The sequence below is a fragment of the Stenotrophomonas sp. 62841_Sma genome, from assembly GCF_056482945.1.
In genome coordinates, this window is sequence record NZ_CM151224.1 from 3233206 (window position 1) to 3259437 (window position 26232).

Genomic DNA, 26232 nt, shown 5'->3' on the forward strand with positions numbered 1-26232 from the left:
TCTGCCCCCATGATAACCGCAGGCCCCCTCTCCATGCAGCTTTCCGCCTTCCCACGGCCCCAGTCGCCAGGTGCGCCCGCGCGCTGGCAGCAGCTCTGGCGCCAGGCGCTGCGCGACCCGCACGCCCTGCTGGCCCGGCTGCAGCTGGACCCGGCCGCGCTGGGTGTCTCGGAGGCGGCCATGGCCCAGTTCGCGCTGCGCGTGCCGGAGGGCTTCGTGGCCCGCATGCGCCCCGGCGATGCGGCCGACCCGCTGCTGCGCCAGGTGCTGCCGATCGACGAGGAAATGCACCCGGCGCCCGGGTTCAGCTTCGATGCGGTGGGCGATGGCGCCGCCAAGAAGGCCACCGGCGTCATCCAGAAGTACCGTGGCCGCGCCCTGCTGGTCGCCACCGGCAGCTGCGCGATCAACTGCCGCTACTGTTTCCGCCGCCACTTCGACTATGGCGCGGAGAACGCCGCCAAGGGCGGCTGGCAGGAGGCCGTAGCCGCCATCGCCGCCGACCCGGACATCGACGAGGTGATCCTGTCCGGCGGTGACCCGCTGTCGCTGGCCACGCACAAGCTGGTGGAACTGACCGACGCCCTGCGCCAGATACCGCACATCCGCCGCCTGCGCATCCATACCCGGCTGCCGATCGTGCTGCCGGAGCGCGTGGACGATGAACTGGTCTCCTGGCTGGGCAGCCTGCCCTGGCCGCTGGCGATCGTGGTCCACGCCAATCACGCCAATGAATTCGACGCCAGCGTGGACGCAGCGATGGCGCGCCTGCGTGGCACCGGTGCGCAACTGCTGAACCAGGCCGTGTTGCTGCGCGGGGTCAACGACAGCGTGCAGGCCCTGCAGGACCTGAGCGAGCGCAGCTTTGCTGCTGGCGTGCTGCCCTATTACCTGCACCAGCTGGACCGGGTCGAGGGCGTGGCCCACTTCGAAGTGGACGACACCCAGGCCAAGGCGCTGATTGCCGGCCTGACCGCACGCCTGTCCGGCTACCTGATCCCCAAGCTGGTGCGCGAACTGCCCGGCGACCCAAGCAAGCGCCCGCTGTAACAAAAAAGGGGACGGAGGGAATTAAGTCGCTTATGCATTTGCGACTTAATTCCCTCCGTCCCCTTTTTGGAGGTCAGACGCCCGATTCGATCATCCGCACCACTTCGGTGGCGGTCACCGGGTGGCTCAGCCAGTAGCCCTGGCCAAGGTCGCAGCCGCGCTGCGCCAGCAGCTCGAACTGTGCCTGCTGCTCGATGCCCTCGGCCACCACGGTGATGCCCAGCGCGTGGGCCATGGCGATGATCGCCGTGGTCAGCGCAAGGTCGTCGGGATCGCGCTGCATGTCGGCAACGAAGCTCTTGTCGATCTTCACGCCGTCCACGGGCACCTGGCGCAGATGACTGAGCCCGGAGAAGCCCGTACCGAAATCGTCCAGCCACACCTTCACGCCGGTGCGGTGCAGCTTGTCCAGCAGCTGCGCGGCAACCATCTCGTCGCCGATCACGGCGGTTTCGGTCAGCTCCAGGTGCAGGCGCGACGCCGGCAGCCCGGACTCATGCAGGCACTGCGCGACCAGTGCCGGCAGTTCGCCGCCACGCAGCTGCCGCGGTGACACGTTGACCGACACGAACAGATCATCGCCCGCTGCCCCGCGCGGCCACTGCGAGGCCTCCATGCAGGCCGCACGCAGCACCTTCGGGCCGATGATCTCGATCAGGCCACTCTGCTCGGCCACCTCGATGAACACCGAGGGCGGGATCGTGCCCAGGGTCGGATGCTGCCAGCGCAGCAGTACTTCAACGCCGACCATGCGGCGGTCGCGCATGCGGAAGATCGGCTGGTAGGCCAGGCGCAGCTCACCGCGCTCCCAGGCGCCGCGCAGCTCCTGTTCCATATGCACGCGACGCTCGACCGCATGGTCCATCGCCCGGCTGTAATAGCGATAGCAGTTCTTGCCGGCCATCTTCGCCTGGTACATGGCGATGTCGCCGTTTTTCAGCAGCGTGGTCGCATCAGCAGCATCGTCGGGGAACAGGGTCACGCCGATCGAGGTGCCCAGGAACAGTTCCCTGCCCTGCACCACCAGCGGCTTGCCCAGCTCGCGCACCAGCACTTCGGCCAGCAGCCGCGCGTTGGCGGCCACATCACCGTCGCCGACCAGGATCACGAACTCGTCGCCGCCGAAGCGGGCCAGCAGGGCTTCATCGCCCCCGGCCTCGGTGACCGCACGGCCGATACGCTGGGCGAACTGCAGCAATGCCTCATCGCCGGCCTCGTGGCCAAGGGTGTCATTGACCCGCTTGAAATCGTCGATATCGGCGAACAGCAGGCCCAGCCGGTGATTGGCGGCACGGGCCGCCATCAACCGATGATCAAGCGCCTCGCGGAATGCCAGCCGGTTGGTCAGCCCGGTCAGCGCGTCGGTATAGGCCATGCGCCGCACTTCGCGGTCATGGCGTGCGATCGCATCGCGCATCCGGGCGAAACCGCGGACCAGTTCGCCGACCTCGTCGTCGCGGGTGTTCTCGGCCAGGGGTGTCTGGTAGTCACCGGCCTCGATGCGGCGGGCGGCGACGGCAAGATCACGGATCGGCGCGACCAGGGTGCGCTGCACGTACAGGATCACCACCACGCCGATCACCACCAGCAGGCCCAGCATCAGCAGCAGCCAGCCCAGGTGACGGCTGCCAACCTGCTGCAGGCGCTCGCCCAGGGTGGCGTTGGCCGCCTGCTCGCGCTGCTGCACCTCATCCAGCGCCATGCCGACCCGGACGCCGCCAATGCGCTGGTTGCCGATCATGATCGGCATGGTGTTGTCGAGCACCTTCGGTGACTCCTGCACGACCAGCATCTGCGCGGCCGCGGCCTTGGGTGCCAGTGGATCGGCCATCGGCTGACCGAATCCAGACACCTCGACCGAGCCATCGTGTACCAGCCGGCCGCGTTCATCGAACACCAGTACATAGCGCACCACGGGCTGGCGCGCGGTACTGCGCACCAGTACGCCCACCTGGTCCAGGTCACGGTAGTACAACGGGTTGGCCAGCGCGTCGGACAGCTCACGCGCCATCGCCTCGCCGCGGCTGCGCACGCTGCGGTCGAACAATTCATGGATGACGCCGCCGCTGAGGTTGCGCACCTCGCCCTGCATCGCGGCCTGCCGCCCCAACAACACCGCAAGGATCGCGATCACCACGACCATCGCCCCGCCCATCGCGAGCAGGAACCGGGCCTGCATCCCCGAGCCAAGCCACTTCATTCCACTTCCATCCGCACGCGCGTCAATCCTTGTTTCAATTCATCCAACCGCTGCTGCGCATGCGCATCGACGCGGTGGAACCCGGAAGTGCCAAAAAACCGATGCAGCGCCCCCTGTGCCTGCGGGTCGCTGGCTGCCTGCAGCAGTACTTCCTGCAGGCGATCGCGCACGCGTGGATCAAGGTCGGCGCGGACCATCTCCACCGCACGCGGGTAGGGCTCGGTGCGCAGCAGCTCGCGGAAGTCGCGCCGGAACGCTGCCGGCATCCGCCGCTCGTCGTTCCAGTCCACGCTGCTCACCGCCCCCACGTCAACCACCCCCTTGTGCACGAACGTCGCGATGTTCAGCTCGCTGCGTGCAAATACGTAACCCACACTGTCCCGGCCCGGCATGTCCCATGCTCCGGCCAGGATCTGGGGCGACAGGCCCTCCTGCAGCAACGTCATCACCGGCACCAGATAGGCACTGGTGGACGCCGTGTTCTGCAGGGCCAGGCGATGGCCCCGCAGATCCTGCACGCGCTGGATCGGGCTGTCGCGGCGCACGAAGAACACCGTCTGGTAATCACGCACGCCGTTGCGCTCGGTCAGCAGCAGTGGACGGGCGCCACTGCGCTGGCCCAGCGCCACCGCCGTACCGGAGGTTTCCGTGACCCAGTCGACCCTGCCCCGCCGCAGATAGCTGGCCATCTGCTGCGGGTCGCGTGCCATCAGGATCCTCCCCTCCTTGATGCCAACGTCGTGCATGCGCGCCACCACGTAGTCCAGCAATGGTTGCAGCTGCTCGTAATGGGCCTTGGGATCATCGCTGATCCGGCCCAGCACCAGCACCGGGTCCGGTGCTGCACGCACCGTCCCGGCCAGCAGGACCATGGCCAGGCTCAGCAGTCCCCCCTGCATTGCCTTTCGCAGACCCGACACAGGCTTCATCCCCCCTGGGTATCCGGACAGACTACCCGAAAAAATGAGAACGTCGTCAGCTGTCCTTGCCGCCTGCCTGGGCCAGTCGCGCCATGCGCTGGGTGTCGGCGAGGATGCCGCGCAGCAGGCGCACTTCCTGCTCGCTCGGCTCACTGCGCAGGAACAGGCGGCGCAGCTTGCGCATCGCCGATTCCGGGGCGCGGCCCTTGTGGAAATCGATCTCGTCCAGCGTGTCGCCAAGCTGGGCGAAGAAGCTCTCCATCTGCTCGTGGCTGGCCGCCTGTTCGCGGAAGCCGGGCTCGGCATCGGTGGCCGGCTGCGCGCCCAGCAGCTGCATTCGCGTTTCATAGGCCAGCACCTGCACGGCGGCAGCCAGGTTGAGCGAGCTGAACTCCGGGTCGGACGGGATGTGCACCGCTGCATGGCAGAGCTGCAGTTCCTCGTTGGTCAGGCCGGTGCGCTCACGGCCGAACACCAGCGCCACCTCGGCGCCCTCGCCGGCCTTGGCCACCGCGCGGGCGGCGGCATCGGCCGGCAGGTACTCCTCCAGCTGGACGCGGCGTGCGCGGGCGGTGCAGCCCAGCACCAGGCGGCAATCGGCCACCGCCTCGGCCAGGGTGGCCACCACCGGGGCATCCCCCAGCACGTCTTCGGCACCGGCCGAGCGGCGGAAGGCCTCCTCGTCCAGTGGCTTTTCGGGGGCAACCAGCACCAGGCGGGCCAGGCCCATGGTCTTCAGGGCGCGGGCGGCGGCGCCCATGTTGCCGGGGTGCTGGGTACCGACCAGGACGAATCGGAGGCGGGTGGCGGCAGGAAACTGGGACATGAACAGGGAAAAGGTCGAGCTGGACGATGACCAATGGTAAACTGTGCGGCCGGCCACTGCGCCGGACCCGCTCTTTTCCCCCGCCAGTCCATCTCTTCTGCCTTTCCGGGAGCCCACGCCATGCAGAAACCCGCCGTAACCGTCATGGTCAAGGCCGCCCGCCTCGCCGGCAACGTCCTGTTGCGCAACATCAACAAGCTCGAGGCACTGAACGTGGTGCAGAAGGGCCGGATGGACTACGCCAGCGAAGTGGATGCGGACGCGGAAAAGGTCATCGTCAAGGAACTCAAGCGCGCCTACCCCGAATACGGTGTATTCGGCGAGGAAGGCGGCGTGCAGGGCGAGCGTCGCCACATGTGGGTCATCGACCCGCTGGACGGCACCAGCAACTACCTGCGCGGCGTGCCGCACTACTGCGTGTCGATCGCCCTGGTCGAGAATGGCGAGCCGACCGATGCGGTCATCTTCGACCCGCTGCGCAATGAACTGTTCACCGCCAGCCGTGGCGCCGGCGCCGTGCTGAACGACCGCCGCATCCGCGTGGCCGAACGCAAGGATCTGGAAGGCACCATGATCCACACCGGCTTCGCGCCGCGTGAGCGCAACCGCGCCAGCGCCCAGCTGAAGGCGGTCGACGCCCTGCTGGTACACGGCGAAGACATCCGCCGCACCGGCTCGGCGGCACTGGACCTGGCCTACGTGGCCTGCGGCCGCGCCGACGCCTACTTCGAAGCCGGCGTGAAGGCATGGGACATCGCTGCCGGCCTGCTGCTGGTCCGCGAGGCCGGTGGCAAGGTCTGCGACTTCAAGGGCGCGACCCTGGGCCGCATGGACAACCGCGGTCCGGAGACCCACCAGATCGTGGCCGGCAACCTGAAGGTGGCCGAGTCGCTGCAGAAGGTGCTGGTGAACACCGGCTACGCCGCCGAGTTCGACGCCAAGTTCTAAGCGTCCCGGCAACGCGGCTCACTGAAACGGCACCTGCGAGGGTGCCGTTTTCGTTTGTGCGCCGACGCATTGGCGCGCCAGGCGATGCCTGGGGATCATTTCCGCGACCACGGAGGGGTGTCACTTTCTTTGCTCGTGCACCGCGCTGCAGGAGCAGCGCGGAACGGCGTAGCCGGCCCGTAGGGTGGCGCACATGGATGTGCGCCATCAAGAAAGTAACCAAAGAAACACGCCGCCAGCCGCGAGCCGTCGCTACGCGCCGGTACCCTGCGCTTCTCGGCGAATCAGGGGACGGCGCCGAACTCGCTGCGCTCAAACACCGGCGCCTCTTCGCCCCTGATTCCCCTGCGATGCTCGGCTCGCTCAAGGCGGACTGGAAGGTCAAGATCAACGGCAACAGCATCCACGCGTGGCGTGGGTCAACCGGGTGCTGCTGTGGCATTTGACCTTGGGTCCGCCTTGAGCGAGCCGAGCACCGCAGGTCCGGCGAGGGCGAAGAGGTGCGGGTGTCTGAGCGCAGCGAGTTCCCGCACCGTCCCTCGACGGACCGAGGAGCGCAGGGTACCGATGCGCAGCATCGGCTCGCGCCCCGGCGGCGTGTTTCTTTGGTTACTTTCTTTGCACGAGCAAAGAAAGTGACACCCCTCCGCGGTCGCGGAAATGATCCCGGCACCACCGATGCGTGCGCGCGCAAACAAAAACGCCCGGCGCGAGGCCAGGCGTTCCTGCACTGCCTTGGAAGCGGACGCTTACGCCACCGTCGACGCCCGCAGCGCGGCGATGCGCTCTTCCAGCGGCGGGTGGCTCATGAACAGCTTCTTCGCCGTCGAACCGGCAATACCGAACGCCGCGATCTGGGTCGGCAGCGTGCTCTGGCCGTGGTTGAGCTGCAGGCGCTCCAGCGCGGCGATCATCTTCTGGCGGCCGGCCAGCGAGGCACCGCCTGCGTCGGCGCGGAACTCGCGATGGCGCGAGAACCACATCGCGATCATGGTGGCGAACAGGCCGAACACCATCTCCAGCACGAACACGATGATGTAGTACGCAAAGCCGCGGCCGCCGCCTTCGCGGTTGCCCGACAGCGCGCTGTCGATGATGCCGCCAACCACGCGCGCCAGCACGATCACGAAGGTGTTCAGCACACCCTGCAGCAACGCCATGGTGATCATGTCACCGTTGGCGACGTGGGCGATCTCGTGGCCCAGCACCGCTTCGGCTTCGTCTTCGCTCATGTTGTGCAGCAGGCCGGTGGACACCGCCACCAGCGCGTTGTTGCGGTTGGCACCGGTGGCGAAGGCATTGATCTCCGGACCTTCGTACACGGCCACTTCCGGCATGCCGATGCCGGCCGCCTTGGCCTGGCGCTCGACGGTGGCCAGCAGCCAGCGCTCGGTCTGGTTGCGCGGCTCGGTGATCACCACCGCGCCGGTGGAGCGCTTGGCCATCCACTTGGACAGCAGCAGCGAGATGAAGGAGCCACCGAAACCGAAGATGCCGGCCATGATCAGCAGGCCGCTCATCTTGCTGGGGTCGGTTCCCAACAGCGACATCACGATGCTGGCCAGGATCAGCACGGCAAAGTTCGTGGCCAGGAAGAGGGCAATACGGGTGAACATGGGAAATTCCGGCTCGGAAGGGGTCGATATCGATCAATTTGCGGTGCGGTCAGCTTGAATTCAAGCGCCAACCTGACCGACGATTCAGCCAGCATGACCTCCCCCATTCCCTGCGGCCGCTTCGCCCCTTCGCCGACCGGCCTGCTCCACCCCGGATCCCTGCTCGCCGCCTTCGGCAGCTGGCTGCTCGCCCGCCATCACGGCGGCCTGTGGCGGCTGCGCGTCGAAGACGTCGACCCGCCGCGCACCGTGCCCGGTGCAGCGGAATCACAGCTGCAGGTGCTGGCCGCGTTCGGCCTGGCCCACGATGGCCCGGTGCTCTGGCAGAGCACGCGCGGCGAGGCCTACCAGGCCGCGCTGGATGAACTGCTCGCCAGCGACCAGGCCTTTGTCTGCCACTGCAGCCGCAGCGACCTTGCCGCCAGCGGCGGCATCCATCACCGCTGCGTCGCCCGGCAACCACGACCGGACCCGGCCGTCCGCTTCCGCGTGCCGCCCGGCAGCCTTGTGCACTTCGACGATGGCCTGCGCGGCCCGCAGCAGCAGGACGTGCATGCCGAGGTCGGCGACTTCGTGCTGCGCCGCGCCGATGGCTGCTGGGCCTACCAGCTGGCGGTGGTGGTCGATGACGCCGCGCAGGGCGTGACCGAAGTGGTGCGCGGTGCCGACCTGCTCGACTCCACCGCACGGCAGATCCTGCTGCAGCAGGCGCTGGGTCTGGCGGTGCCGCGCTACTGGCACCTGCCGCTGCTGCTGGATACGCCGGGCCACAAGCTGTCCAAGTCACTGGCGGCGCTGCCGGTGGATAGCGAACGCCCGCTGCCGGTGCTGCGCCAGCTCTGGCAGCTGCTCGGCCAAGCCCCTGAGGCGCTGGCGCAGGCACACGATCTGGACGCGCTGCTGGCCGCCGCTCGGCGGGCCTTCGACCCGGCGCGGTTGTCGCGTAGCGACATCCTGTTGCCGGCCGGCGCACTTTCCGCGCCGATGTTGCAGAATCACCCTTCCCCCACCTGATACCCGGACAGCACTCCATGACATCTCGCGTCGCACTGGTCACCGGCGGAACCGGCGGCATCGGTACCGCCATCTGCCAACGCCTGGCCGACCAGGGCCACCGGGTCGCCACCAACTACCGCGACGAGGCCAAGGCCCGCGCCTGGCAGCAGGCGATGACCGAACGCGGCTACAGCGTGTCGATCTTCCCGGGCGATGTCTCCGATCCGGACAGCGCCGAAGCGCTGGTGCGCGCGGTCGAGGCCGAACTGGGTCCGGTCGAGATCCTGGTCAACAACGCCGGCATCACCCGCGACACCACCTTCCACCGCATGCGCGCGGACCAGTGGCACGATGTGATCAACACCAATCTCAATTCGGTGTTCAACGTCACCCGGCCGGTCATCGAGGGCATGCGCCGCCGCGGCTGGGGCCGGGTCATCCAGATCAGCTCGATCAACGGCCTGAAGGGCCAGTACGGTCAGGCCAACTACGCGGCGGCCAAGGCCGGCATGCACGGCTTCACCATCTCGCTGGCCCGCGAGAACGCCGGTTTTGGCATCACCGTCAACACCATTTCGCCCGGCTACGTCGCTACCGACATGGTGATGGCGGTGCCGGAGGAGGTGCGTGCCAAGATCATCGCCGACATCCCCACCGGACGTCTGGGCAAGCCGGAGGAAATCGCCTACGGCGTCTCGTTCCTGGTCGCCGATGAAGCCTCGTGGATCACCGGTAGCAACCTGGACATCAACGGCGGCCACCATATGGGTTGGTAAGCCGCGCAGCGGGCCATCGCGGCGAACGCCGCCGGCCCCTGCCGATGGTCATGCTGCGCAGCACGCAAACCCTTGTTGCGCAACATGATCGCCGCCGAAAGCCAAGCCTGGCGGGGGCTGAGGCGGTTGCAACGGCTGCTGCACTGCGCCATGCTGCGCGTCTACTGTGACGAGTACCGCTTCATGGCTGCGACCCGCATCATCAAGAAGTATCCGAACCGCCGTCTCTACGACACCGAGATCTCCAGCTACATCACCATCGAGGACGTGCGCCAGCTGATCCTGGACGGTGAAGACTTCGAAGTCCGCGACGCCAAGAGCGGCGACGACCTCACGCGATCGGTCCTGCTGCAGATCATCGCCGACCAGGAACAGGACGGCGAACCGATGCTGTCCACCCAGCTGCTGAGCCAGCTGATCCGCTTCTACGGCGATTCCCTGCAGGGCTTCATGGGCAACTACCTGGAGCGCAGCATGCAGGTCTTCCTCGACCAGCAGCAGCAGTTCCGCCAGCAGATGGGCAACCTGCTGGGGCAGACCCCGTGGGCGATGATGAACCAGCTGACCGAGCGCAACCTGGAGTTGTGGCAGGAATTCCAGCGCAACATGGGCACGGGCTTCGGTGGCCCGCGTCCGGGCGGCACCGGAACGGGAACCGGCGCAGGTACCGGCAACAAGCCGAACGAACCGGGCACCGGCACCGGCGGCAAGACCCGCCGCTGAGCTGCAGCATCGGCTGATACGAAAACGGCGCGCCCCTGGCGCGCCGTTTTGTTTGGCATCGCGCCAACGATACGTCAGCGTTTCGCCTTGCACCCCGTGCATACGCGCTCGACCTTGTAACCCTTCGCCTTCAGCTTCTCGACCACGCCGTCGTTGCCCAGCAGGTGCAGCGTGCCTACCACCACCAGCGTACCGCCCTGCCCGGCCTGCAGGTACGGCAGCAGTTTCGGCACCCAGGCGTCATTGCGGCCGGTGTTGATGCGCTGATACAGCTGCGGATACTGCTGGCGCATTTCCGCCGCCATCCGGGTCCACAGCACGCGCTCGTCACCGCGGCGCCAGGCGTCGTGCAGCTGGCGTGCCTGCTCGTCGGCCTTGCCGGCCTGGTCCAGCGCTTCGGCCAGCATCTGCCGCTGTTCCTGCAGCGTCATTCCGTCGAGCATGCCGATCTGGGTGTCGATGTCTTCCAGTCCCGCAGTCTTGCGCCCGGTCTTCTGCGCACGCTCCATGAAGTGACGGTCCAGGCCCAGTGCCGGGTCCAGGCCCAGCTTCTGCATCTGCCCGACCGAAATGCTCAGGCCGACAAACCACGGCTTCATCCCCTGCATCTGCGCCAGCGGCAGCTTGTTTTCGGTGGCGAACACCTGCAGCTTCTGCCAGGTCGCGGCATCGAGATCGCGCTTGAGCTCGCTGCCATCGGTGCGCACCGCAGCCTGCACCATGCGGCTGGCCAACTGTGGCGACTGCATGTCTTCCGGCGACAGTTCGAACACGACCCGCTGCGAAGCCTCGAACGCCTGTTCGACATCGGGCGACAACGGGTAGTCCTGCGGCTTCAGCAGGTGGAAGGAACCGAGCAGGTAGAGGCGCGAATCGCCCGGACCGGTCACTTTCCACAGCAACGGCACCGGCGGCTTGGCCGCCGCTGCGCCAGTGGTATCGGCTTGCACGGTACGCGCTGCAACCAGCGGTGCCAGCGCACAGGCCGCCAACAGAACGGAGGCACGCAACAGGGATCTGATCGGCATATCAGCCTTCTCCTTCAGGCAGGTGGTACGCCTTCTCGCCCGCTTCCACACGCAGGTCCAACCGGTTTTCGGGTGGCGCCAACGGGCAGGTCGCGTAGGCGGTGAACGCACACGGTGGGTTGTAGGCATGGTTGAAATCGATGCGCACGGTGCCATCGGCAGCGGGGGCATCGGTATCCAGATAGCGACCGGCCGGATAGCTGCCACGGCCACTGGTGCGATCGGCAAAGATCAGGAACAGCGGCTGCCCCGGCGCACCGATCGCCTCCAGCCGCCAGCTGCGGCCATCGCGCTGGAACTCGACCGCGCCGGCATTGGGCATTTCGGTGGTCAGGCCGGTGATGTCGACGATGGGCAGGGTCTTGCCCGGCGGGTGCGCGATGAAGCGCGCCTGCACCTGCCAGTCCGGGCCGCCCGGCCAGTACTCCAGCCCACCGAAATCGCGACGTGCCGGCGCATCGGCGTGCTTGACCCGCAGCGCATCGCGCGGACCGCGGCGGATGATGCTGAGCTGGCCTTTGCCGCCATCGAAAGCCAGCAGCGTCGGCTGCGCATCCTTGTCGGTGTCGATGCGGATGCGACCGCGCACCGGCTGGCCATCATGGCTGACATCCACGCCGGCTTCGGGTGTGAACCACCATTGGCTGCCTTCACGGCGCAGCAGGCCCAGCTTGTCCGGCCCAACCGCCAGGCGGATGCCATTGGTCGCGCCGCTGCCGACGAAGTGGGATTTGTTCTGCAGCCAGTGCAGGCCGACCAGCGCGGTCCAGCCATCGGGCCGGGTCAGGTCCTGATAGCGTGCCACCCGCCACTGCTGCTGCTCGGCGGCATAGGACGGATCCTCCGCGGCCGAGGCCGGTGCCGGCGGCGTCGCCGGGCTGCAGGCGGCCAACACCAAAGCGGCCAGCAGGCCGCCCATTCCCCGATAACGCATCGATGCTCCCCTCAACGTCCGCGCAGGAACCAGCGGTCGATCTCCGCCAGCGAAAAACGGGCCCAGGTCGGCCGGCCGTGGTTGCACTGGCCGGACCGCTCGGTGATTTCCATGTCGCGCAGCAGCGCGTTCATTTCCGGCACGGTCAGGCGCCGGTTGGCGCGCACCGCGCCATGGCAGGCCATGGTCGACAGCAGTTCGTCGCGTGCACTGGCCACGCGCCGGCTCTGGCCGTGTTCGCGCAGGTCGGTCAGCACGTCGCGCAGCAGGCCTTCCGGTTCGGCATGCGCCAGCAGCGCCGGAATGCTGCGCACGTGCAGCGCACCGGGACCGGCACGGGTCACTTCGAAGCCCAGTGCGGCCAGGGTTTCACTTTCATTCTCGGCGGTGTCGGCTTCGCGCTCGCCCACTGCGAGCGTGATCGGCACCAGCAGCGGCTGCGACTGCAGGCCGATGCCATCGTGCGCGTTCTTCAGCCGCTCGTAACCGATGCGTTCGTGTGCCGCATGCATGTCGACCACGATCAGGCCTTCGGCGTTCTCGGCCAGGATGTAGATGCCATGCAGCTGCGCGATCGCGTAGCCCAGCGGTGGCACGCCAGCGTCGGCACTGGTGACCGGCAGCCCGTTCTCGGTCGGCATCGGCGGCAGCGCAGCACCGCGTTCGGCGCCGGCCGGTGCGGCATACAACGCGGCATAAGCCGCCGGTGCATCGGCCACCTGCAATCCCAGCGGTTGCTGCGGGCGCCAACCCGAGAATCCACCACCGCCACCACTCGAACCGGCACCCGGTGCGGCACCGCGTACCAGACCGAAACCGGAGGCACCCGCACTGGAGAGCATCGGTGCCGCGCCTGCATCCACCGGATGCGCGGAGCCGGCGCCGATGTCCTGCACCGACATGCCGGCGCGGGTATCGGCCAGCGCATCCTTCAGCGTGCGGTAGACAAAATCATGCACCAGCCGCGAGTCGCGGAAGCGCACCTCGTGCTTGGCCGGGTGCACGTTGACGTCGACGCGGGTCGGGTCAAGCTCCAGGAACAGCACGTAGGCCGGTTGGCGGCCGTGATACAGCACATCGCCATAGGCCATCTTCACCGCATGGGCGACGCTGCGGTCGCGCACCGAGCGGCCGTTGACGTACAGGTACTGCTGGTCGGCGCTGGCGCGCGAATAATGCGGCTGCGCGATCCAGCCGTGCAGGCGCAGGCCGGCACCGCTGTGGTCGACGCGAACGGCCTGGTTGGCGAAATCCTCGCCCAGCGTTTCGGCCAATCGCGCATCGGAGTACAGATCGCCCGGCTTGTAGCGGCGCGAGGCCTTGCCGTTGTGCGAGACGCGCAGTTCGACATCCGGCCGCGCCAGCGCCAGCGAACGCAGCCATTCTTCGATATGGCCCAGCTCGGTGCGCTCGGCGCGCAGGAACTTGCGCCGCGCCGGTACGTTGTAGAACAGCTCGCGCACTTCCACCGTGGTGCCCGGCGCATGCGCGCGCGGCGTCACTTCGCCGATCTTGCCGCCTTCGATCTGCAGCGCCGAACCGTGTTCGTCATGTGCACGACGCGAGGACAGGGTGAAGCGGCTGACCGAGGCGATCGATGGCAGCGCTTCACCCCGGAAACCGAGCGTGGCCACCGATTCAAGATCGTCCAGATCGGCGATCTTGCTGGTGGCGTGGCGCGATACCGCCAGCGGCAGCTGTTCCGGCGCGATGCCACTGCCGTTGTCGCGGATGCGGATCAGGCGGACACCGCCCTCCTCAAGATCGATATCAACGCGGCTGGCGCCGGCATCGATCGCGTTCTCGACCAGCTCCTTGACCACCGACGCGGGACGTTCGACCACTTCGCCAGCGGCGATCTGGTTGATGAGGATCTCCGGCAACGGCCGGATCGGGCGCAGATGGGTAGCAGACGTCATGCGGGGATGATAACGGAGCGGCCGAGGGTAGAGTCGAGCCATGCTCGACTGACGGGCTACCGGGAAGGCCCAGTCGAGCGCCGCTCGACTCTACAGAAAGCAGTAACCCGCCTTCGGCGGGTTACTTGCTGCCGCCGGCCATGGTGCCGGCGGCGTCGATCTCGGCCTGGGCCCGGGCGGCATACAACGTGCCCGGCGGCGGCTGACGGCTGAAGAACGTGTGCACACCGTCCAGTACCGCACCGGCGATCTTGCGCTGGTAGGCCGGGTCGATCAGGCGGCGCTCTTCATCCGGATTGGAAATGAACGCGGTTTCCACCAGCATCGCCGGCATGTCCGAAGTACGCAGCACCGCGAAGTTGGCGCGCTCGATGTTCGGCTTGTGGTTGTTGCCGATCCGCTTCAGGCCACCCAGCACATGGCCGGCCGCGTCCTCGGACGCCTTCATGTAGCCGCTCTGGGCCAGATCCAGCAGCACGTTGGCGAGCGTGCCTTCGGTCTGCTGCAGGCGCACGCCACCGACCAGGTCGGCCGCGTTTTCCTTGTCCGCCAGCCAGCGGGCGCGCTGCGAAGAAGCGCCCTTGGTCGACAGCACGTACACCGACGAGCCCGTGGCCGAACGGTTTTCCGCCGCATCGGCATGGATCGAAATGAAGATGTCGGCCTTGTTCGCACGCGCCTTCTGCGCGCGCATCGGCAGCGGAATGAACACGTCGCTGTCGCGGGTCAGGTAGGCCTTCAGGCCCGGCGTCGCGTTGACCTGACGGGCCAGCTCACGCGCTACGGCCAGGGTCACATCCTTCTCGCGCTTGCCGGTCGGGCCGATCGCACCGGGGTCCTGGCCGCCGTGGCCTGGATCGATGGCCACCACCAGGTGGCGCATGCCAGCCTGCATGCGGATGCGCGAGGCATCGCTGGGCATGGCCGGACGCGGTGGCACCACCGTGGTCGGAACCGGTGCAGGCGCTGTGGCCGGCGGCGTGGTTACCACGGCGGCGGTACGCTGGCCGGCAAGGATCGCAGCCGGCGATGCGGACGGCGTGCTGCTGGCAGCCGTGCCCGCTGCCGCGACCTGGGCCGGTGCAGTGGACGGGGCCGGGGTCGGAGTGGCCGGTGTGGCAGCGGCGGCGCTGGCCTGCTGCTGTACCTGCGCGGTCAACAGCGCGGTGGCGCGCGCGGCGTCGTTGCGCGACTGCGCGCTCTCGGCCGGCGTCGGTGCGGGCGTGTTGACCGGTGCCTGCGGCTGCACCGCCGGCGTCGCTGGCGGGCGGCTGGCGGCCACGGCCGGGCCATCACCCGGCCATTCGATCACCAGCTTGGATTCATTGCCCTCGCGCTGCATCTGCGGGCGGAACGGCGCCACGGATTCAGCGAGGTCGAAAACGACACGGAAGGTACCCGGCACCGGCTGTCCGGTACGCACGGCCGTGACCACGCCCTGTGCAGCCGGCATCTTCAGGTTGCGTATGGCGCTGGAGTCCGGGAAATCGACCACCAGGCGGTTCGGTCCGGCCAGCGACAAGGTCTTGTAACCGCCGCTGCCGACCAGCGAGATCTCAGCACGGGTGCCGGTGGCGCCGGTATTCAGCAGGACCTGACGGACCTCACCGGCCCACGCACTGACGCTCGCCAGACTCAGTCCGACGGCGGCACAGATGGCAATGAGACGGTTCCCCGGGCGCATGGCTCAGGATTCAATCACCGCGCTGAACGGAATGCAACACCTTTTTCCTTAATAATCCGTAACCTGCCGGTGTTTGTTCTCGTCAGCCGACAGAAATGGCCTGCAAGTCGCCCCCTTGGGGGAGCCGTTCCAGCCATTCATGTCCGACGTCGCTGGCTCCAGTGAGACGGACGCGACGCCCCTGCCCCTCGATCTCCAGCGCCACCACCAGGTCGGTCGGCGGCAGCGCGCCAGCGCCGCGTTCCGGCCATTCCACCAGCCACAACACCGCGCTGCCCTCGTCCAGCCCGAGAAAATCGAGCTCGCCGGCCTGGCCGATCCGGTACAGATCCAGATGCCAGGCCTCGCCACCGCTGGCCAGCGGATAGCGCTCGACCAGGGTGTAGGTCGGGCTGCGGATCGCCCCCTGCACGCCCAGTGCGCGCAGCAGTGCGCGGGCGGTGGTGGATTTGCCGGCGCCCAGGTCGCCGCGCAGTTCGACCAGCGCCTGCCGCGGTCGGGTGGCGGCCAGCCACTGCCCGAGCAGTTCAGTGGCATCGCTGTCGGCAAGGAAGAAATCGATCATCGGGAAAGTTCCGGGTTGGCCAGTCGCCGCAGCGGCGACAGCAGATCAGTTGGAAGCAGGCCGCGCGCGCCGTCGGCGGCAGCGACGTCGCCGGCAAGCGCATGCAACAGCGCACCAGCGGCAGCGGCATCGAAGGCGGCCAGGCCTTGCCCACGCAGGCTGGCGATGATGCCTGTCAGCAGGTCTCCCATGCCACCCACGGCCATGCCGGGATTGCCAGCCGCGATCAGTCGTGGCCGTTGCCCCGGCGCTGCGACGATGCTGCCGGCGCCCTTCAGCACCACCACGGCGTGGAAGCGCTCGGCCAGTGCCTGTGCGCAGGTGAAGCGATCGGCCTGGATGTCAGACGTGCTGCAACCCAGCAGGCGCGCGGCCTCGCCCGGGTGTGGCGTAAGGATGGCGTCGGGCAGCGCGCGCGGATCCTGCGCCAGGAGGTTCAGTGCATCGGCATCGACCACCAGTGGCCTGGCGCTGGCCAGCACCCGCGCAAACAGTGCGCGCGCCCATTCGTCCTGGCCCAGACCGGGGCCGATCGCCACCACCCTGACCTTGTCCAGCAGTGCCGGCAGCGCGTCACCATCTTCCAGTGCATGGGTCATGGCCTCGGGCAGCCGAGCCAGCAACGGGCCAACGTGGTCGCGGCGGGTGCCCAGGCTCAGCAATCCAGCACCCGCGCGCAACGCCGCTTCAGCCGCCATGGAGATGGCGCCGCCGCTGCCATGGTTGCCGCCGACGCACAGCACGTGCCCGGATTCGCCCTTGTGGGTATTGGTGCGGCGCGGCGGCAGCAGGGCTGGCAGGCGCACCTGCGTCCAGAGCTGCGCAGCGGGTGACACGCCCTGCCATGCGGCCGCGGGTAGCTGCAGCGGCGCCAGCGCCTTCCGCCCGCAATGGTCCAGCGCATCGCCGGTGTACAGCCCGCGATGCGGCACGATGAACTGCACGGTCAGCGCCGCCCTCACCGCCTCGCCCGGTACGGCGCCGCGGTCGGCATCCACGCCACTGGGGACGTCCAGCGCCAGAACCGGTGCCGCCTGCGCGTTGAGCGCGGCAATCAGCGTCTTCGCCACGCCCTCCGGCACGCGATCGAAGCCCAGCCCGAACAGGGCATCGACCCAGATATCGGCCTCGGGAAGCGCGCCGTCGAAATCGGTGAGGGTGCCGCCGTCGGATGTGAATTCCGATGCTGCACGCTGTGCCAGCGCGGTTGACGGTGGCTTCCCCGGCAAGGCGATCACCGTCACCTCACGTCCGGCCTGCAACGCATGGCGGGCCAGCACATGGCCGTCGCCGCCGTTGTTGCCCGCACCAACCACCACGCCGATCCGCTGCGCCTGCGGCCAATGCTGCAGCAGGCACTGCCAGGCGGCCTGGCCGGCCTGTGCCATCAGGCCCCAACCGCCCTCGGCGGCCAGCGCCGAGGCCTGCGCATCAAGCGCACGCGCGGCAGCGGAATCGAACAGATCGGCAAGGTTGGCCATGCGGGGATTTTATACTGGTGCACATGTCCCCCGTCCCCGCCCCTGTCGATCCGGCCCAGGCCGTGCAGCGCATCCGCGAACTCGCCCGTGCGCATGGCTTCCAGCGCTGTGGCATCGCCGGCATCGAGCTGGGCGAGGATGAAGCGCACCTGGCCGACTGGCTGGGCCAGGGCCTGTACGGCACGATGGACTGGATGGCGCGCCACGGCACCCTGCGCGCGCGCCCGGCCGAACTGCTGCCCGGCACCGTGCGGGTGATCTCGGTGGGCATGGACTACAGCCACAAGGACGACACCGAGGCTTGGGCAACCCTGGCCGACCCAGGCCGCGCCTACGTGGCCCGTTACGCTTTGGGTCGCGACTACCACAAGCTGATGCGCAACCGCCTGCAGAAGCTGGCCACGCAGATCAACGATGAAGTGGCACCGCTGGGCTACCGCGTATTCGTCGATTCGGCGCCCGTGCTGGAACGCGCACTGGCGCGCAATGCCGGCCTGGGCTGGATCGGCAAGCACACCTGCCTGATCGATCGCCATGGCGGCTCCTGGTTCTTCATCGGCGAGATCTACATCGATATCCCGCTGCCGATCGATGCACCGGCCACGGCACACTGCGGTACCTGCACGCGCTGCATCGATGTCTGCCCGACCCAGGCCATCACCGGCCCGCAGCGGCTGGACGCGCGGCGCTGTATCTCCTACCTGACCATCGAGCACGACGGCGCCATTCCCGAAGAGATGCGGCCGTTGATCGGCAACCGCATCTACGGCTGTGATGACTGCCAACTGGTCTGCCCCTGGAACAAGTTCGCCAAGCGTACCGACGAAGCCGATTTCCGCGCGCGCAACAACCTCGATACCGCGCGGCTGGACCAGCTGTTCGCCTGGGATGAAGCCGAGTTCCTGCGCCGCACCGAAGGCAGCCCGATCCGGCGCAGCGGCCACGAGCGCTGGCTGCGCAACATCGCCGTAGCACTGGGCAATGCACCGCCCTCGGCCGAAGCGCTCGCCGCATTGCACACCCGCATCGATGATCCCTCGCCGCTGGTGCGTGAACACGTGCAGTGGGCGCTGGGCCAGCATACGGTGCGCTGACGTGCGATCCTGAGCCCCCGTTCCGCCCGCAGCACGCCGTTCCCATGCAGCCACGCAACAACGACATCCTCACCCCCAGCCAGCTCAATACCCTGGCCCGCGACCTGCTGGAAGGCAGCTTCCCGGCGATCTGGGTCGAGGCCGAACTGGGCAGCGTGGCGCGCCCTGCCTCCGGGCACATGTATTTCACCCTGAAGGACGCACGTGCGCAGCTGCGCGCAGCGATGTTCCGGATGAAGGCGCAGTACCTGAAGTTCGTGCCGCGCGAAGGCATGCGCGTGCTGGTGCGCGGCAAGGTGACGCTATACGACGCCCGTGGCGAGTACCAGATGGTGCTGGACCACATGGAAGAAGCCGGCGAAGGCGCGCTGCGCCGCGCCTTCGAGGAGCTGAAGGCACGCCTGGAGGCCGAGGGCCTGTTCGACCCGGCACGCAAGCGGCCGCTGCCGGCGCACGTGCAGCGCCTGGCAGTGATCACCTCGCCCACCGGTGCCGCCGTACGCGACGTGCTGAGCGTGCTCGGCCGCCGCTTCCCACTGCTGGAAGTGGACCTGCTGCCGACCCTGGTCCAGGGCAGCAGTGCCGCCGCGCAGATCACCCGCCTGCTGCAGGCCGCCGACGCCAGTGGCCGCTACGACGTGATCCTGCTGACCCGCGGCGGCGGCTCGCTGGAAGACCTGTGGGCCTTCAACGATGAAGCCCTGGCCCGAGCGATCGCCGCCAGCCGCACCCCGGTGGTGTCGGCGGTGGGACACGAAACCGACTTCAGCCTCAGCGATTTTGCCGCCGACCTGCGCGCACCGACGCCGTCGGTGGCGGCCGAGCTGCTGGTACCCGACCAGCGCGAACTGGCCCTGCGCCTGCGCCGCACGGCCGCCCGCATGGTGCAGTTGCAACGGCATGCGATGCAGCAGGCGATGCAGCGCGCCGACCGCGCCCTGCTGCGCCTGAACGCACAGAGCCCGCAGGCGCGGCTGGACCTGCTGCGCCGCCGCCAGCTCGATCTGGGCCGGCGCCTGCATGCCGCGTTCAACCAGCAGCAGGAACGCCGTGCCGCACGCCTGCGCCATGCGGCGGCGGTGCTGCGCGGGCACCATCCGCAACGCCAGCTCGACGCGATGCAGCGCCGCCTGGCAGCCCTGCGCGGGCGCCCGCAGATTGCGATGCAGCGCCTGCTGGAACGCGATGCACTGCGCCTGCGCGGGCTGGCGCGTTCGCTGGAAGCGGTCAGCCCGCTGGCGACTGTGGCACGTGGCTACAGCATCCTGACCCGCAGCGACGACGGTGCCCTGGTGCGGCACGTCGGCCAGGTGCAGCCGGGTGACGCCCTGCAGGCCCGCGTTGGCGACGGCGTGATCGAGGTGCAGGTCAAGTAAAGGGGTGTTCGGCAGGGCTGCGCCCTGCACCTGCAGAGGCTTCAAGCCAAGGCAACGTCAACGTCAACGTTAAAAGCGAGTATTCCGTGGGATGGCGGGGCGGTGTGGCTGTGCAGGACACGCCGTAAACCCATCCATGGGGGCTCGATGGCGCCATCCATGGCGCCAACGGTCCTGCACAACCACACCGCCCCACCTCTGACAGATTCCGGTGGCTGTTGGTAGTTGTCGACCTTGGTCGACACGGTAGATCCACGCATGCGTGGATGAATCTCCATCGGAATCGAATATTTCGAATTGAGATCGAAGAGCATCCACGCATGGCGTGGATCTACTGCAGGTCGCGAGAATCTGTCGAAGGCGGGGTGGGTGCGGTTGCGGGAGTGTCCGCGGCATGGATGCCGCGGCCAAGCCCCCATGGTGAAGTGACCCCCGGGAGTTGGACACCAGATCCAACCCCGAGGGATACATGAACAAATACGACGCGCGTTTCAAACTGCAGGTCGCCAAAGAGGCCTGCAAGACCTCCACATCGGTCAAAGCCATTGCCCGTCGCCACGGCCTGGAGTTCTCCACGGTCAGGCGCTGGGTGGCGACCTATCGGCTGCATGGTTGGCGGGGATTTCATCGCCATGCCCGGTCCTATGACCTCCCGTTCAAACTGGCTGTCCTGGAGAAAATGAGCCAGGACGGCATGTCCGGGCGGGAGGCCACCACCTACTTTCAAATTGGCGATGCCGGCGCGGTGGGGCGATGGCGGCGCCTGTATGCTCAAGGCGGTGCCCAAGCGTTGGCACCCCCTCCGCCGCCGCCCCGAAAGCCGATGAAAAAGACCCGTTCGTCCAAGCCACCTGAGGATATGAGCCGCGATGAGCTGCTCAAGGAAGTCGCCTATCTGCGTGCGGAGACCGACTACCTAAAAAAACTCGATGCCTTGATCCGGGAAGAGCAGGCGGCGCAGGACGCAAAGCGCAAGCCGTCCAGGGATTGAGGCAGGTTCATACGCTGTCGCTTCTGCTCGAAGCAGCTGAGCTGTCACGCAGTACGTTCTATTACCAGAACCATGTCCTGGCCCATCCGGATCAGGATGAGGCAGCCCTGTGCGAGCGCATCCGTGCAATCTACGATCAAAGCCAAGGGCGCTATGGCTATCGCACGGTGACGCTGGAATTGGCCAATCAGGGTCATCGGACCAATCACAAGCGGGTTCAGCGCCTGATGGGGGAGATGGGACTGAAATCGCGGGTGCGTGTGAAGCGCTACCAGGCCTTCAAGGGGGCGGCCAATGTTGTGGTTGGCAATGACCTCAATCGCCAGTTCCATGCCGAGCGCCCCAACCAGAAGTGGGTGACTGACGTGACCGAGTTCAAGGTGCAGGGCATGAAGCTGTACCTGTCGCCGATCATGGACCTCTACAACGGTGAAATCGTGGCTTATCAGATCAAGCGTCGGCCCGTATTTGATCTGGTGGGCCAAATGCTGGAGGAGGCCATCAAGAAGCTTCCCCCGGATGAGCGCCCCATGATCCACTCCGACCAGGGCTGGCAGTACCAGCATGAAAACTACCGGCACATGCTGGAAAAGCACTCGTTGAAACAAAGCATGTCCCGGCGCGGCAACTGCCTGGACAATGCGGCGATGGAGAGCTTCTTTGGGACGCTGAAGTCGGAATTCTTCTACCTGAACAGCTTTGACAGCATCGAGAGTCTGGAAGCTGGGCTGGTGGAATACATCCAGTACTACAACGAAGAGCGCATCAAACTGAAACTGAAAGGTCTGAGCCCGGTAAAGTACCGGGAGCAGGCCCAATCGGCCGCCTGACCCCGTCCAAGTCTCGGGGGTCACTTCATGGACGGGTTTACGGCGTCTCCCGCAACCGGACCCACCCCGCCATCCCACGGAATGCACGCTGTTGCTGTTGCTTCGGCAGGTGCAGGGCGCAGCCCTGCCGAACAACCCTCTACTTTGCCTGCTCGCAGAACTCCTGCCGGTACTCGAGCGCCTTCGGCATCAACGCCTGCAGGTTCTGGATGCGGGTACCCGGGTTGGGATGGGTCGAGGAGAATTCCGGCGGCGCCTGGCCACCGCTGGCCTGGCCCATGCGCTGCCACAGCGGCACCGCCTCGCGTGGATCGAAGCACGCCGCTGCGGCCAGCATCAGCCCCACTTCATCGGCCTGCGTCTCGTGGCTGCGCGCATACGGCAGCAGATACCCATAACCCATCGCCGACATCATCATCTGTTGCTGCTGCGCATCCATGCCGCTGGCGGCGCCGGCCACCTGCCCGATCTGGGTCAGCTTCTGCTGGGCCATCCGCTGTGCACCGTGGCGCAGCAGCGCATGGGCAATCTCATGGCCCATCACCACCGCCATCGCATCACGGGTGCGCGCCACCGGCACCAGCCCGGTGTAGACCGCCATCTTGCCGCCCGGGAGGCAGAACGCATTGGCCTGCTCGGACGGGATCACATTCACTTCCCACTGGAAATCCCGCGCGAAATGCGCCGGCTGCACGCCGTGCTCCTGGGCCAGCGCGGTCTCCACCACATCGACCTTGGCAATCAGCCGCTGGGCGATGTCGCGCACATCGCGCGCGATCGGCGCATTGGGATCCATCGGCCGTTCCTGCGACAGGATCTGCTGGTAGGCCTGCAGCCCCAAAGCGGTCTCCTGCCGCGCATCCAGGCTGCTGTCGATCATCACCTTCTCGCCGGTATACGGATCCACCGTGCGGTTGGAAAACCAGTAGAAGACCGCATAGCCGGCGGCCAGCAACAGCACCCACCAGCGGATGTTGCCGAACAGGCCGCGCCGTTGCGGGCCTTGCGGCGAGCGGGAGAAGGGATCATTGCGCATCGGGTCGGCTTCCAGCAGGCCCCGCCGGCCGGCGGGCACGGCGCAATCTTAGTGCGCCGATGCCAGCAACGGGTGAAGCCGGCCGCCGATCAGATGCCGCGTACCAGGCGGAAGCCGATGCGCGCGTTGGTGGTATCCGAGTCCTGGGATTGCCGCCAGGCGGCACGGGTCTGCTCCGGCGCATTGGCCCAGTTGCCGCCCCGGATCACCCGTGCGCGGCAGCCCGGGTTGAACCAGGCGGCGCCATCGGAGGGCGCGCGCCGGTAGCTGGCATGCCAGCAATCGGCCACCCATTCGCTGAGATTGCCGCCCATGTCGTGCAGGCCGAAGGCATTGGCCTGGAAACTCCCTACCGGTGCCGGCCCCCACCAGCCATCGCCATAGCCGATGAAGGCGTTGTGCCAATGCCGCCCGGACGGCGACACGTCCTTGCTGCCGGTGAAATTGCCGCTGCCCGGCGGCGGCGTGCCGGCATCGCCCCAGGGGTAACGACCACTGCTGCCACCGCGCAGCGCATACTCGAACTCTGCTTCACTGGGCAACCGGTAGCTGCGCCCGGTCTGCTCGGACAACCACGCCGCATAGTTTTCGGCATCGCGGATGCTGACGTGCATCACCGGCGAATTGGCCATCGCGCGGCCACCGTCGTAATCCGAGCGCCAGTCCACGCCGCTGCGGCGGATGAAGTTGCCGCTGCGTTCGTCATAGACCACCGAATGGCCGCGCCGCGTCGCCCGTGGGCGCGCATTGGTCGCCTTCACGTAGCGCTGAAAATCGCTGACCGTGACCTCGGTGATCGCCATCGCAAAGCCTCGATCAAAGCGCACATAGTGCGATGGTCGCTCGGCATCGCTCGAGCCCGGCTCGGCATCGCCGGCGCCCATCTGGAAACCGCCATGCGGCACCACCACCATCTGCGGCCCGCGTCCGCCATCGCGCATGGCGTCGCTGAACACCTGCCCAGGGCGGAAGCTGCCGTAGTGGGTGGCCAGGTCGATACGCTCACGCAGCTGGGCCACCACCGCGTCTCCCGGCAGGGCGATGCGCAGGGCCTCGGCCAGTTTCTCGCGCGCCGGCTTCAGGCCCTGCGGCGTGGACAGGTCGCGCAGGCCGTCATCGCGCAGCTGCAGCAATGCCGCCGCACGGATCTGCTCGATGCGCTCGAACGCGTCGGCGATGGTGGGCGAAGAGTCGCGCACCTTGCTCGCTTCGGCCAGCCAGGTGCCGGCGCTGGCGAAATCGCGCGTGCGTGCCGCGTCTTCGGCGCGGCGGATCAGTCCACTTTCGGCCGCGGCCAGTCCCTGCCGTGCGCGGCTGTTGTCCTCATCCAGTGCCAGTGCCTCACGGAAGTTGCCGATGGCCCCGTCCCCGTCCTCGCCGATCCGGTCCGAGCGCAGGTCCTCTTCGCCGGCGCGGTTATAGGCCACGACCCGCTGGGCAAGCTCCACCCGTCCCTGCAGCGCACGCACCTTCTCGTCCTTCGGCGCCAGCGTCAGCAGCACCAGCGCCTGGCGGCTGGCCTCGGCCAGCGCCTCGCGCTGCTTCAGCGGCCGCACCAGCAACGCATCCGCCTGCTGCTGCAGGCGCTGGCGGGCGCGCTGCAGGCCTTGGCGGGCCTGGCGGTCATCCGGATCCTCTTCCTGTACCGCCAGCCACAGCGGGATGGCGGCATCGGCATCCTCATAGAGCCGTCCTTCGGCGAACGCCTGCTCGGCGGCGCGGCGCAACTGGGCCAGGCTGCGGCCCTGGCGGTCCACCCGCGGCGGCGTCCACTGCTGTACATCCTCGGCGGCATCCTCACCGGCGATGGTCACGCTGCCCTGCCCGGCCTGCGGGCGCTCGTCGCTGTCTGCGTCCGCGGACGGGCGCGCCTGTTCCCCGGCACTCCGGTCCGTTGCCGTGGGGGGCGACGGCGTGCAGCCGGCCAGGGCCAAGGCCAGGGCGGTGCACAGCACGGGCGACAACGAAAAACGCAAGCAGAGCCTCCTTCGGCACGGACGCGCACCGACGTTAGGCTATTCTCCCCTGCCTGAGCAAACCCGAGTAGTAGGCCCTGACCCGTGGCAACCTGGATCACCACCCCCGCCGAGCTGGATGCGTACTTCCAGCAGCGCCCGACCCGCATCGGCCTGGATACCGAATTCATCCGTGAGCGCACCTTCTGGCCGCAGCTGGCCCTGGTACAGATGGCGGTCGGGCAGGACATCCTGCTGATCGACCCGCTGATTCCCGGCATGACCGAGGCGCTGGCGCCGTGGCTGGCCGATGAATCCATCACCAAGGTGATGCACAGCGCCAGCGAAGACCTGGTCGCCTTCAAGTGGGCGTGCGGCGTGCTGCCACGGCCGCTGTTCGACACCCAGATCGGTGCTGCGCTGGCAGGCATCGGCGGCGGCATGGGCTACCAGAAGCTGGTGGCGGAAATCACCGGCGTCGCCCTGGCCAAGGGCGAAACCCGTTCGGACTGGATGCGCCGCCCGCTTTCAGAGTCGCAGCTGCAGTATGCCGCCGACGACGTCGAGCACCTGTTCGCGCTGCATGACGCCATTGATGCCAAGCTGCAGGCACTCGGCCGCCAGCAGTGGCTGCACGACGATGGCGAGCGCCTGCTGGCCAGCGTCGCCAATGACGAAGACCGCTGGCCGCATCTGGCGATGCGCTCGGCGCAGTTCCTCGACGCGGCCGCACAGCACCGCCTGCTGCGCCTGCTGCGCTGGCGTGATGTGCAGGCACGCAACAGCGACCGCCCGCGAAGCTGGATCCTGGACAACGAACTGGCCGCCACCCTGGCGCGCACGCCACCGGCCGACGAGGCTGCATTGGGCAAGCTGTTCGAGCAGTTCCCGAAGGCACCGCGCAAGCTTGCCGGCGCGGTCTGGCAGGCGCTGTCCACACCGCTGGCCGATGAGGCCGGGGCACCGCTGGCGCTACCCGCCAACGACAGCAACAAGCAGGCGGTGAAGAAGCTGCAGGACGCGGTGGCCGAGCGCAGCCGCGAACTGGGACTGCCGGATGGCATCCTTGCCTCGCGCAAGCACCTGGAAAGCTATCTGGAATGTCGCCAATGGCCCGCCGCACTGGCCGGCTGGCGCCAGCAGGAACTGGAATCGCGACTGCAGGCGCTGCTGCCGGCACGCTGACACTGCGGGCGCCGGCACTGCGCCGGCGCCCGCAACACACAGAATGAGCATCTGCCACGCTTGCCGACGCGAGCGCGGGACTGTCCAATAGCGTCCCCG

General features: G+C 67.6%; 21 protein-coding genes. 9 read left to right on the forward strand and 12 right to left on the reverse strand.

Annotated elements, in window-relative coordinates:
• Nucleotides 1-33: 33 nt before the first annotated feature.
• Nucleotides 34-1050 carry an EF-P beta-lysylation protein EpmB gene (epmB, locus tag ACZK5G_RS15180; protein ID WP_049401246.1) on the forward strand — a complete coding sequence of 339 codons (1017 nt, stop codon included), beginning with the start codon at nt 34-36 and terminating at the stop codon, nt 1048-1050.
• 73 nt (nt 1051-1123) lie between these two features.
• Here the strand turns inward: epmB and ACZK5G_RS15185 are convergent, their stop codons facing one another.
• The 3 genes from ACZK5G_RS15185 to ACZK5G_RS15195 all read right to left on the reverse strand — a co-directional run bounded on the left by ACZK5G_RS15185 (nt 1124) and on the right by ACZK5G_RS15195 (nt 4996).
• The gene (locus tag ACZK5G_RS15185; RefSeq protein WP_032130248.1) at nt 1124-3250 is read right to left on the reverse strand and encodes a putative bifunctional diguanylate cyclase/phosphodiesterase; all 2127 of its coding nucleotides are present in this window, start codon (nt 3248-3250) and stop codon (nt 1124-1126) included.
• On the reverse strand, nt 3247-4149 hold the full coding sequence (locus tag ACZK5G_RS15190) for a phosphate/phosphite/phosphonate ABC transporter substrate-binding protein (RefSeq protein ID WP_032952775.1): 903 nt from the start codon (nt 4147-4149) through the stop codon (nt 3247-3249). The genes ACZK5G_RS15185 and ACZK5G_RS15190 overlap by 4 nt, the downstream gene beginning before the upstream one ends.
• Nucleotides 4150-4225: 76 nt before the next feature.
• The gene (locus tag ACZK5G_RS15195; RefSeq protein WP_049423915.1) at nt 4226-4996 is read right to left on the reverse strand and encodes an RNA methyltransferase; all 771 of its coding nucleotides are present in this window, start codon (nt 4994-4996) and stop codon (nt 4226-4228) included.
• A 120-nt stretch (nt 4997-5116) separates the two neighbouring features.
• Between ACZK5G_RS15195 and ACZK5G_RS15200 the strand changes: the two genes are divergently transcribed.
• Nucleotides 5117-5944, forward strand: coding sequence for an inositol monophosphatase family protein (locus ACZK5G_RS15200; protein WP_049401244.1), 828 nt, complete (start codon nt 5117-5119; stop codon nt 5942-5944).
• Nucleotides 5945-6693: 749 nt separating this feature from the next.
• On the opposite strand, the gene htpX is transcribed toward ACZK5G_RS15200, so the two are convergent.
• Nucleotides 6694-7560: a protease HtpX gene (htpX, locus tag ACZK5G_RS15205; RefSeq protein ID WP_053443316.1), complete on the reverse strand. Its 867-nt coding sequence runs from the start codon at nt 7558-7560 to the stop codon at nt 6694-6696.
• Nucleotides 7561-7653: 93 nt separating this feature from the next.
• On the opposite strand from htpX, the gene gluQRS reads away from it, so the two are divergent.
• The 3 genes from gluQRS (at nt 7654) to phaR (ending at nt 10055) form a co-directional block, all read left to right on the forward strand.
• A complete protein-coding gene (gene gluQRS, locus ACZK5G_RS15210; protein ID WP_478463939.1) occupies nt 7654-8574 on the forward strand; it encodes a tRNA glutamyl-Q(34) synthetase GluQRS in 921 nt (306 codons plus the stop codon).
• Nucleotides 8575-8591: 17 nt separating this feature from the next.
• Nucleotides 8592-9332 (forward strand): acetoacetyl-CoA reductase, encoded by a 741-nt coding sequence (phbB, locus tag ACZK5G_RS15215; RefSeq protein ID WP_049423910.1) that lies wholly within the window; start codon nt 8592-8594, stop codon nt 9330-9332.
• Nucleotides 9333-9515: 183 nt separating this feature from the next.
• Entirely contained in the window at nt 9516-10055 is a 540-nt protein-coding gene (gene phaR, locus ACZK5G_RS15220) for a polyhydroxyalkanoate synthesis repressor PhaR (protein WP_032130258.1), read from the forward strand.
• A gap of 74 nt (nt 10056-10129) precedes the next feature.
• Here the strand turns inward: phaR and ACZK5G_RS15225 are convergent, their stop codons facing one another.
• The 6 genes from ACZK5G_RS15225 to ACZK5G_RS15250 all read right to left on the reverse strand — a co-directional run bounded on the left by ACZK5G_RS15225 (nt 10130) and on the right by ACZK5G_RS15250 (nt 17666).
• Entirely contained in the window at nt 10130-11083 is a 954-nt protein-coding gene (locus ACZK5G_RS15225; RefSeq protein ID WP_285301632.1) for a TraB/GumN family protein, read from the reverse strand.
• Between the two features lies 1 nt (nt 11084).
• Nucleotides 11085-12017 carry a DUF1684 domain-containing protein gene (locus ACZK5G_RS15230; RefSeq protein ID WP_049401240.1) on the reverse strand — a complete coding sequence of 311 codons (933 nt, stop codon included), beginning with the start codon at nt 12015-12017 and terminating at the stop codon, nt 11085-11087.
• Between the two features lie 11 nt (nt 12018-12028).
• The gene (gene mutL, locus ACZK5G_RS15235; RefSeq protein WP_478463941.1) at nt 12029-13936 is read right to left on the reverse strand and encodes a DNA mismatch repair endonuclease MutL; all 1908 of its coding nucleotides are present in this window, start codon (nt 13934-13936) and stop codon (nt 12029-12031) included.
• Nucleotides 13937-14057: 121 nt separating this feature from the next.
• Nucleotides 14058-15620, reverse strand: a complete 1563-nt coding sequence (locus tag ACZK5G_RS15240) for an N-acetylmuramoyl-L-alanine amidase (protein ID WP_032130507.1) — start codon at nt 15618-15620, stop codon at nt 14058-14060.
• An 82-nt stretch (nt 15621-15702) separates the two neighbouring features.
• Entirely contained in the window at nt 15703-16185 is a 483-nt protein-coding gene (gene tsaE / locus ACZK5G_RS15245; RefSeq protein WP_478463943.1) for a tRNA (adenosine(37)-N6)-threonylcarbamoyltransferase complex ATPase subunit type 1 TsaE, read from the reverse strand.
• On the reverse strand, nt 16182-17666 hold the full coding sequence (locus ACZK5G_RS15250) for an NAD(P)H-hydrate dehydratase (protein ID WP_478463945.1): 1485 nt from the start codon (nt 17664-17666) through the stop codon (nt 16182-16184). The genes tsaE and ACZK5G_RS15250 overlap by 4 nt, the downstream gene beginning before the upstream one ends.
• Nucleotides 17667-17689: 23 nt before the next feature.
• Between ACZK5G_RS15250 and queG the strand changes: the two genes are divergently transcribed.
• The 3 genes from queG (at nt 17690) to ACZK5G_RS15265 (ending at nt 21957) form a co-directional block, all read left to right on the forward strand.
• Nucleotides 17690-18760 (forward strand): tRNA epoxyqueuosine(34) reductase QueG, encoded by a 1071-nt coding sequence (gene queG, locus ACZK5G_RS15255; protein WP_478463947.1) that lies wholly within the window; start codon nt 17690-17692, stop codon nt 18758-18760.
• A gap of 44 nt (nt 18761-18804) precedes the next feature.
• Complete coding sequence (gene xseA / locus ACZK5G_RS15260) at nt 18805-20136, forward strand: exodeoxyribonuclease VII large subunit (RefSeq protein ID WP_478463948.1); 1332 nt, start codon at nt 18805-18807, stop codon at nt 20134-20136.
• Nucleotides 20137-20605: 469 nt separating this feature from the next.
• Nucleotides 20606-21957, forward strand: a protein-coding gene (locus ACZK5G_RS15265) for an IS3-like element ISStma2 family transposase (protein WP_478463888.1) whose coding sequence is annotated in 2 segments (ribosomal slippage) — nt 20606-21053 and nt 21053-21957 — 1353 coding nt in all. Because the reading frame shifts where the segments join, the coding sequence is not laid out codon by codon here.
• A 139-nt stretch (nt 21958-22096) separates the two neighbouring features.
• Here the strand turns inward: ACZK5G_RS15265 and ACZK5G_RS15270 are convergent.
• Together ACZK5G_RS15270 and ACZK5G_RS15275 are read right to left on the reverse strand one after the other, a co-directional pair.
• The gene (locus ACZK5G_RS15270; protein ID WP_478463950.1) at nt 22097-22993 is read right to left on the reverse strand and encodes a M48 family metallopeptidase; all 897 of its coding nucleotides are present in this window, start codon (nt 22991-22993) and stop codon (nt 22097-22099) included.
• An 89-nt stretch (nt 22994-23082) separates the two neighbouring features.
• On the reverse strand, nt 23083-24969 hold the full coding sequence (locus ACZK5G_RS15275; protein WP_049423890.1) for a formylglycine-generating enzyme family protein: 1887 nt from the start codon (nt 24967-24969) through the stop codon (nt 23083-23085).
• Between the two features lie 84 nt (nt 24970-25053).
• Here ACZK5G_RS15275 and rnd point away from each other — a divergent pair, with 84 nt between their 5' ends.
• The gene (gene rnd, locus ACZK5G_RS15280; protein ID WP_478463951.1) at nt 25054-26133 is read left to right on the forward strand and encodes a ribonuclease D; all 1080 of its coding nucleotides are present in this window, start codon (nt 25054-25056) and stop codon (nt 26131-26133) included.
• Nucleotides 26134-26232 lie beyond the last annotated feature (99 nt).

Excerpts from the sequence above, each read along its gene's own strand:
- epmB (WP_049401246.1), top strand. The coding sequence starts at position 34 with ATGCAGCTTTCCGCCTTCCCACGGCCCCAGTCGCCAGGTGCGCCCGCG.
- ACZK5G_RS15185 (WP_032130248.1), bottom strand. The coding sequence starts at position 3,250 with ATGAAGTGGCTTGGCTCGGGGATGCAGGCCCGGTTCCTGCTCGCGATG.
- ACZK5G_RS15190 (WP_032952775.1), bottom strand. The coding sequence starts at position 4,149 with ATGCAGGGGGGACTGCTGAGCCTGGCCATGGTCCTGCTGGCCGGGACG.
- ACZK5G_RS15195 (WP_049423915.1), bottom strand. The coding sequence starts at position 4,996 with ATGTCCCAGTTTCCTGCCGCCACCCGCCTCCGATTCGTCCTGGTCGGT.
- ACZK5G_RS15200 (WP_049401244.1), top strand. The coding sequence starts at position 5,117 with ATGCAGAAACCCGCCGTAACCGTCATGGTCAAGGCCGCCCGCCTCGCC.
- htpX (WP_053443316.1), bottom strand. The coding sequence starts at position 7,560 with ATGTTCACCCGTATTGCCCTCTTCCTGGCCACGAACTTTGCCGTGCTG.
- gluQRS (WP_478463939.1), top strand. The coding sequence starts at position 7,654 with ATGACCTCCCCCATTCCCTGCGGCCGCTTCGCCCCTTCGCCGACCGGC.
- phbB (WP_049423910.1), top strand. The coding sequence starts at position 8,592 with ATGACATCTCGCGTCGCACTGGTCACCGGCGGAACCGGCGGCATCGGT.
- phaR (WP_032130258.1), top strand. The coding sequence starts at position 9,516 with ATGGCTGCGACCCGCATCATCAAGAAGTATCCGAACCGCCGTCTCTAC.
- ACZK5G_RS15225 (WP_285301632.1), bottom strand. The coding sequence starts at position 11,083 with ATGCCGATCAGATCCCTGTTGCGTGCCTCCGTTCTGTTGGCGGCCTGT.
- ACZK5G_RS15230 (WP_049401240.1), bottom strand. The coding sequence starts at position 12,017 with ATGCGTTATCGGGGAATGGGCGGCCTGCTGGCCGCTTTGGTGTTGGCC.
- mutL (WP_478463941.1), bottom strand. The coding sequence starts at position 13,936 with ATGACGTCTGCTACCCATCTGCGCCCGATCCGGCCGTTGCCGGAGATC.
- ACZK5G_RS15240 (WP_032130507.1), bottom strand. The coding sequence starts at position 15,620 with ATGCGCCCGGGGAACCGTCTCATTGCCATCTGTGCCGCCGTCGGACTG.
- tsaE (WP_478463943.1), bottom strand. The coding sequence starts at position 16,185 with ATGATCGATTTCTTCCTTGCCGACAGCGATGCCACTGAACTGCTCGGG.
- ACZK5G_RS15250 (WP_478463945.1), bottom strand. The coding sequence starts at position 17,666 with ATGGCCAACCTTGCCGATCTGTTCGATTCCGCTGCCGCGCGTGCGCTT.
- queG (WP_478463947.1), top strand. The coding sequence starts at position 17,690 with ATGTCCCCCGTCCCCGCCCCTGTCGATCCGGCCCAGGCCGTGCAGCGC.
- xseA (WP_478463948.1), top strand. The coding sequence starts at position 18,805 with ATGCAGCCACGCAACAACGACATCCTCACCCCCAGCCAGCTCAATACC.
- ACZK5G_RS15270 (WP_478463950.1), bottom strand. The coding sequence starts at position 22,993 with ATGCGCAATGATCCCTTCTCCCGCTCGCCGCAAGGCCCGCAACGGCGC.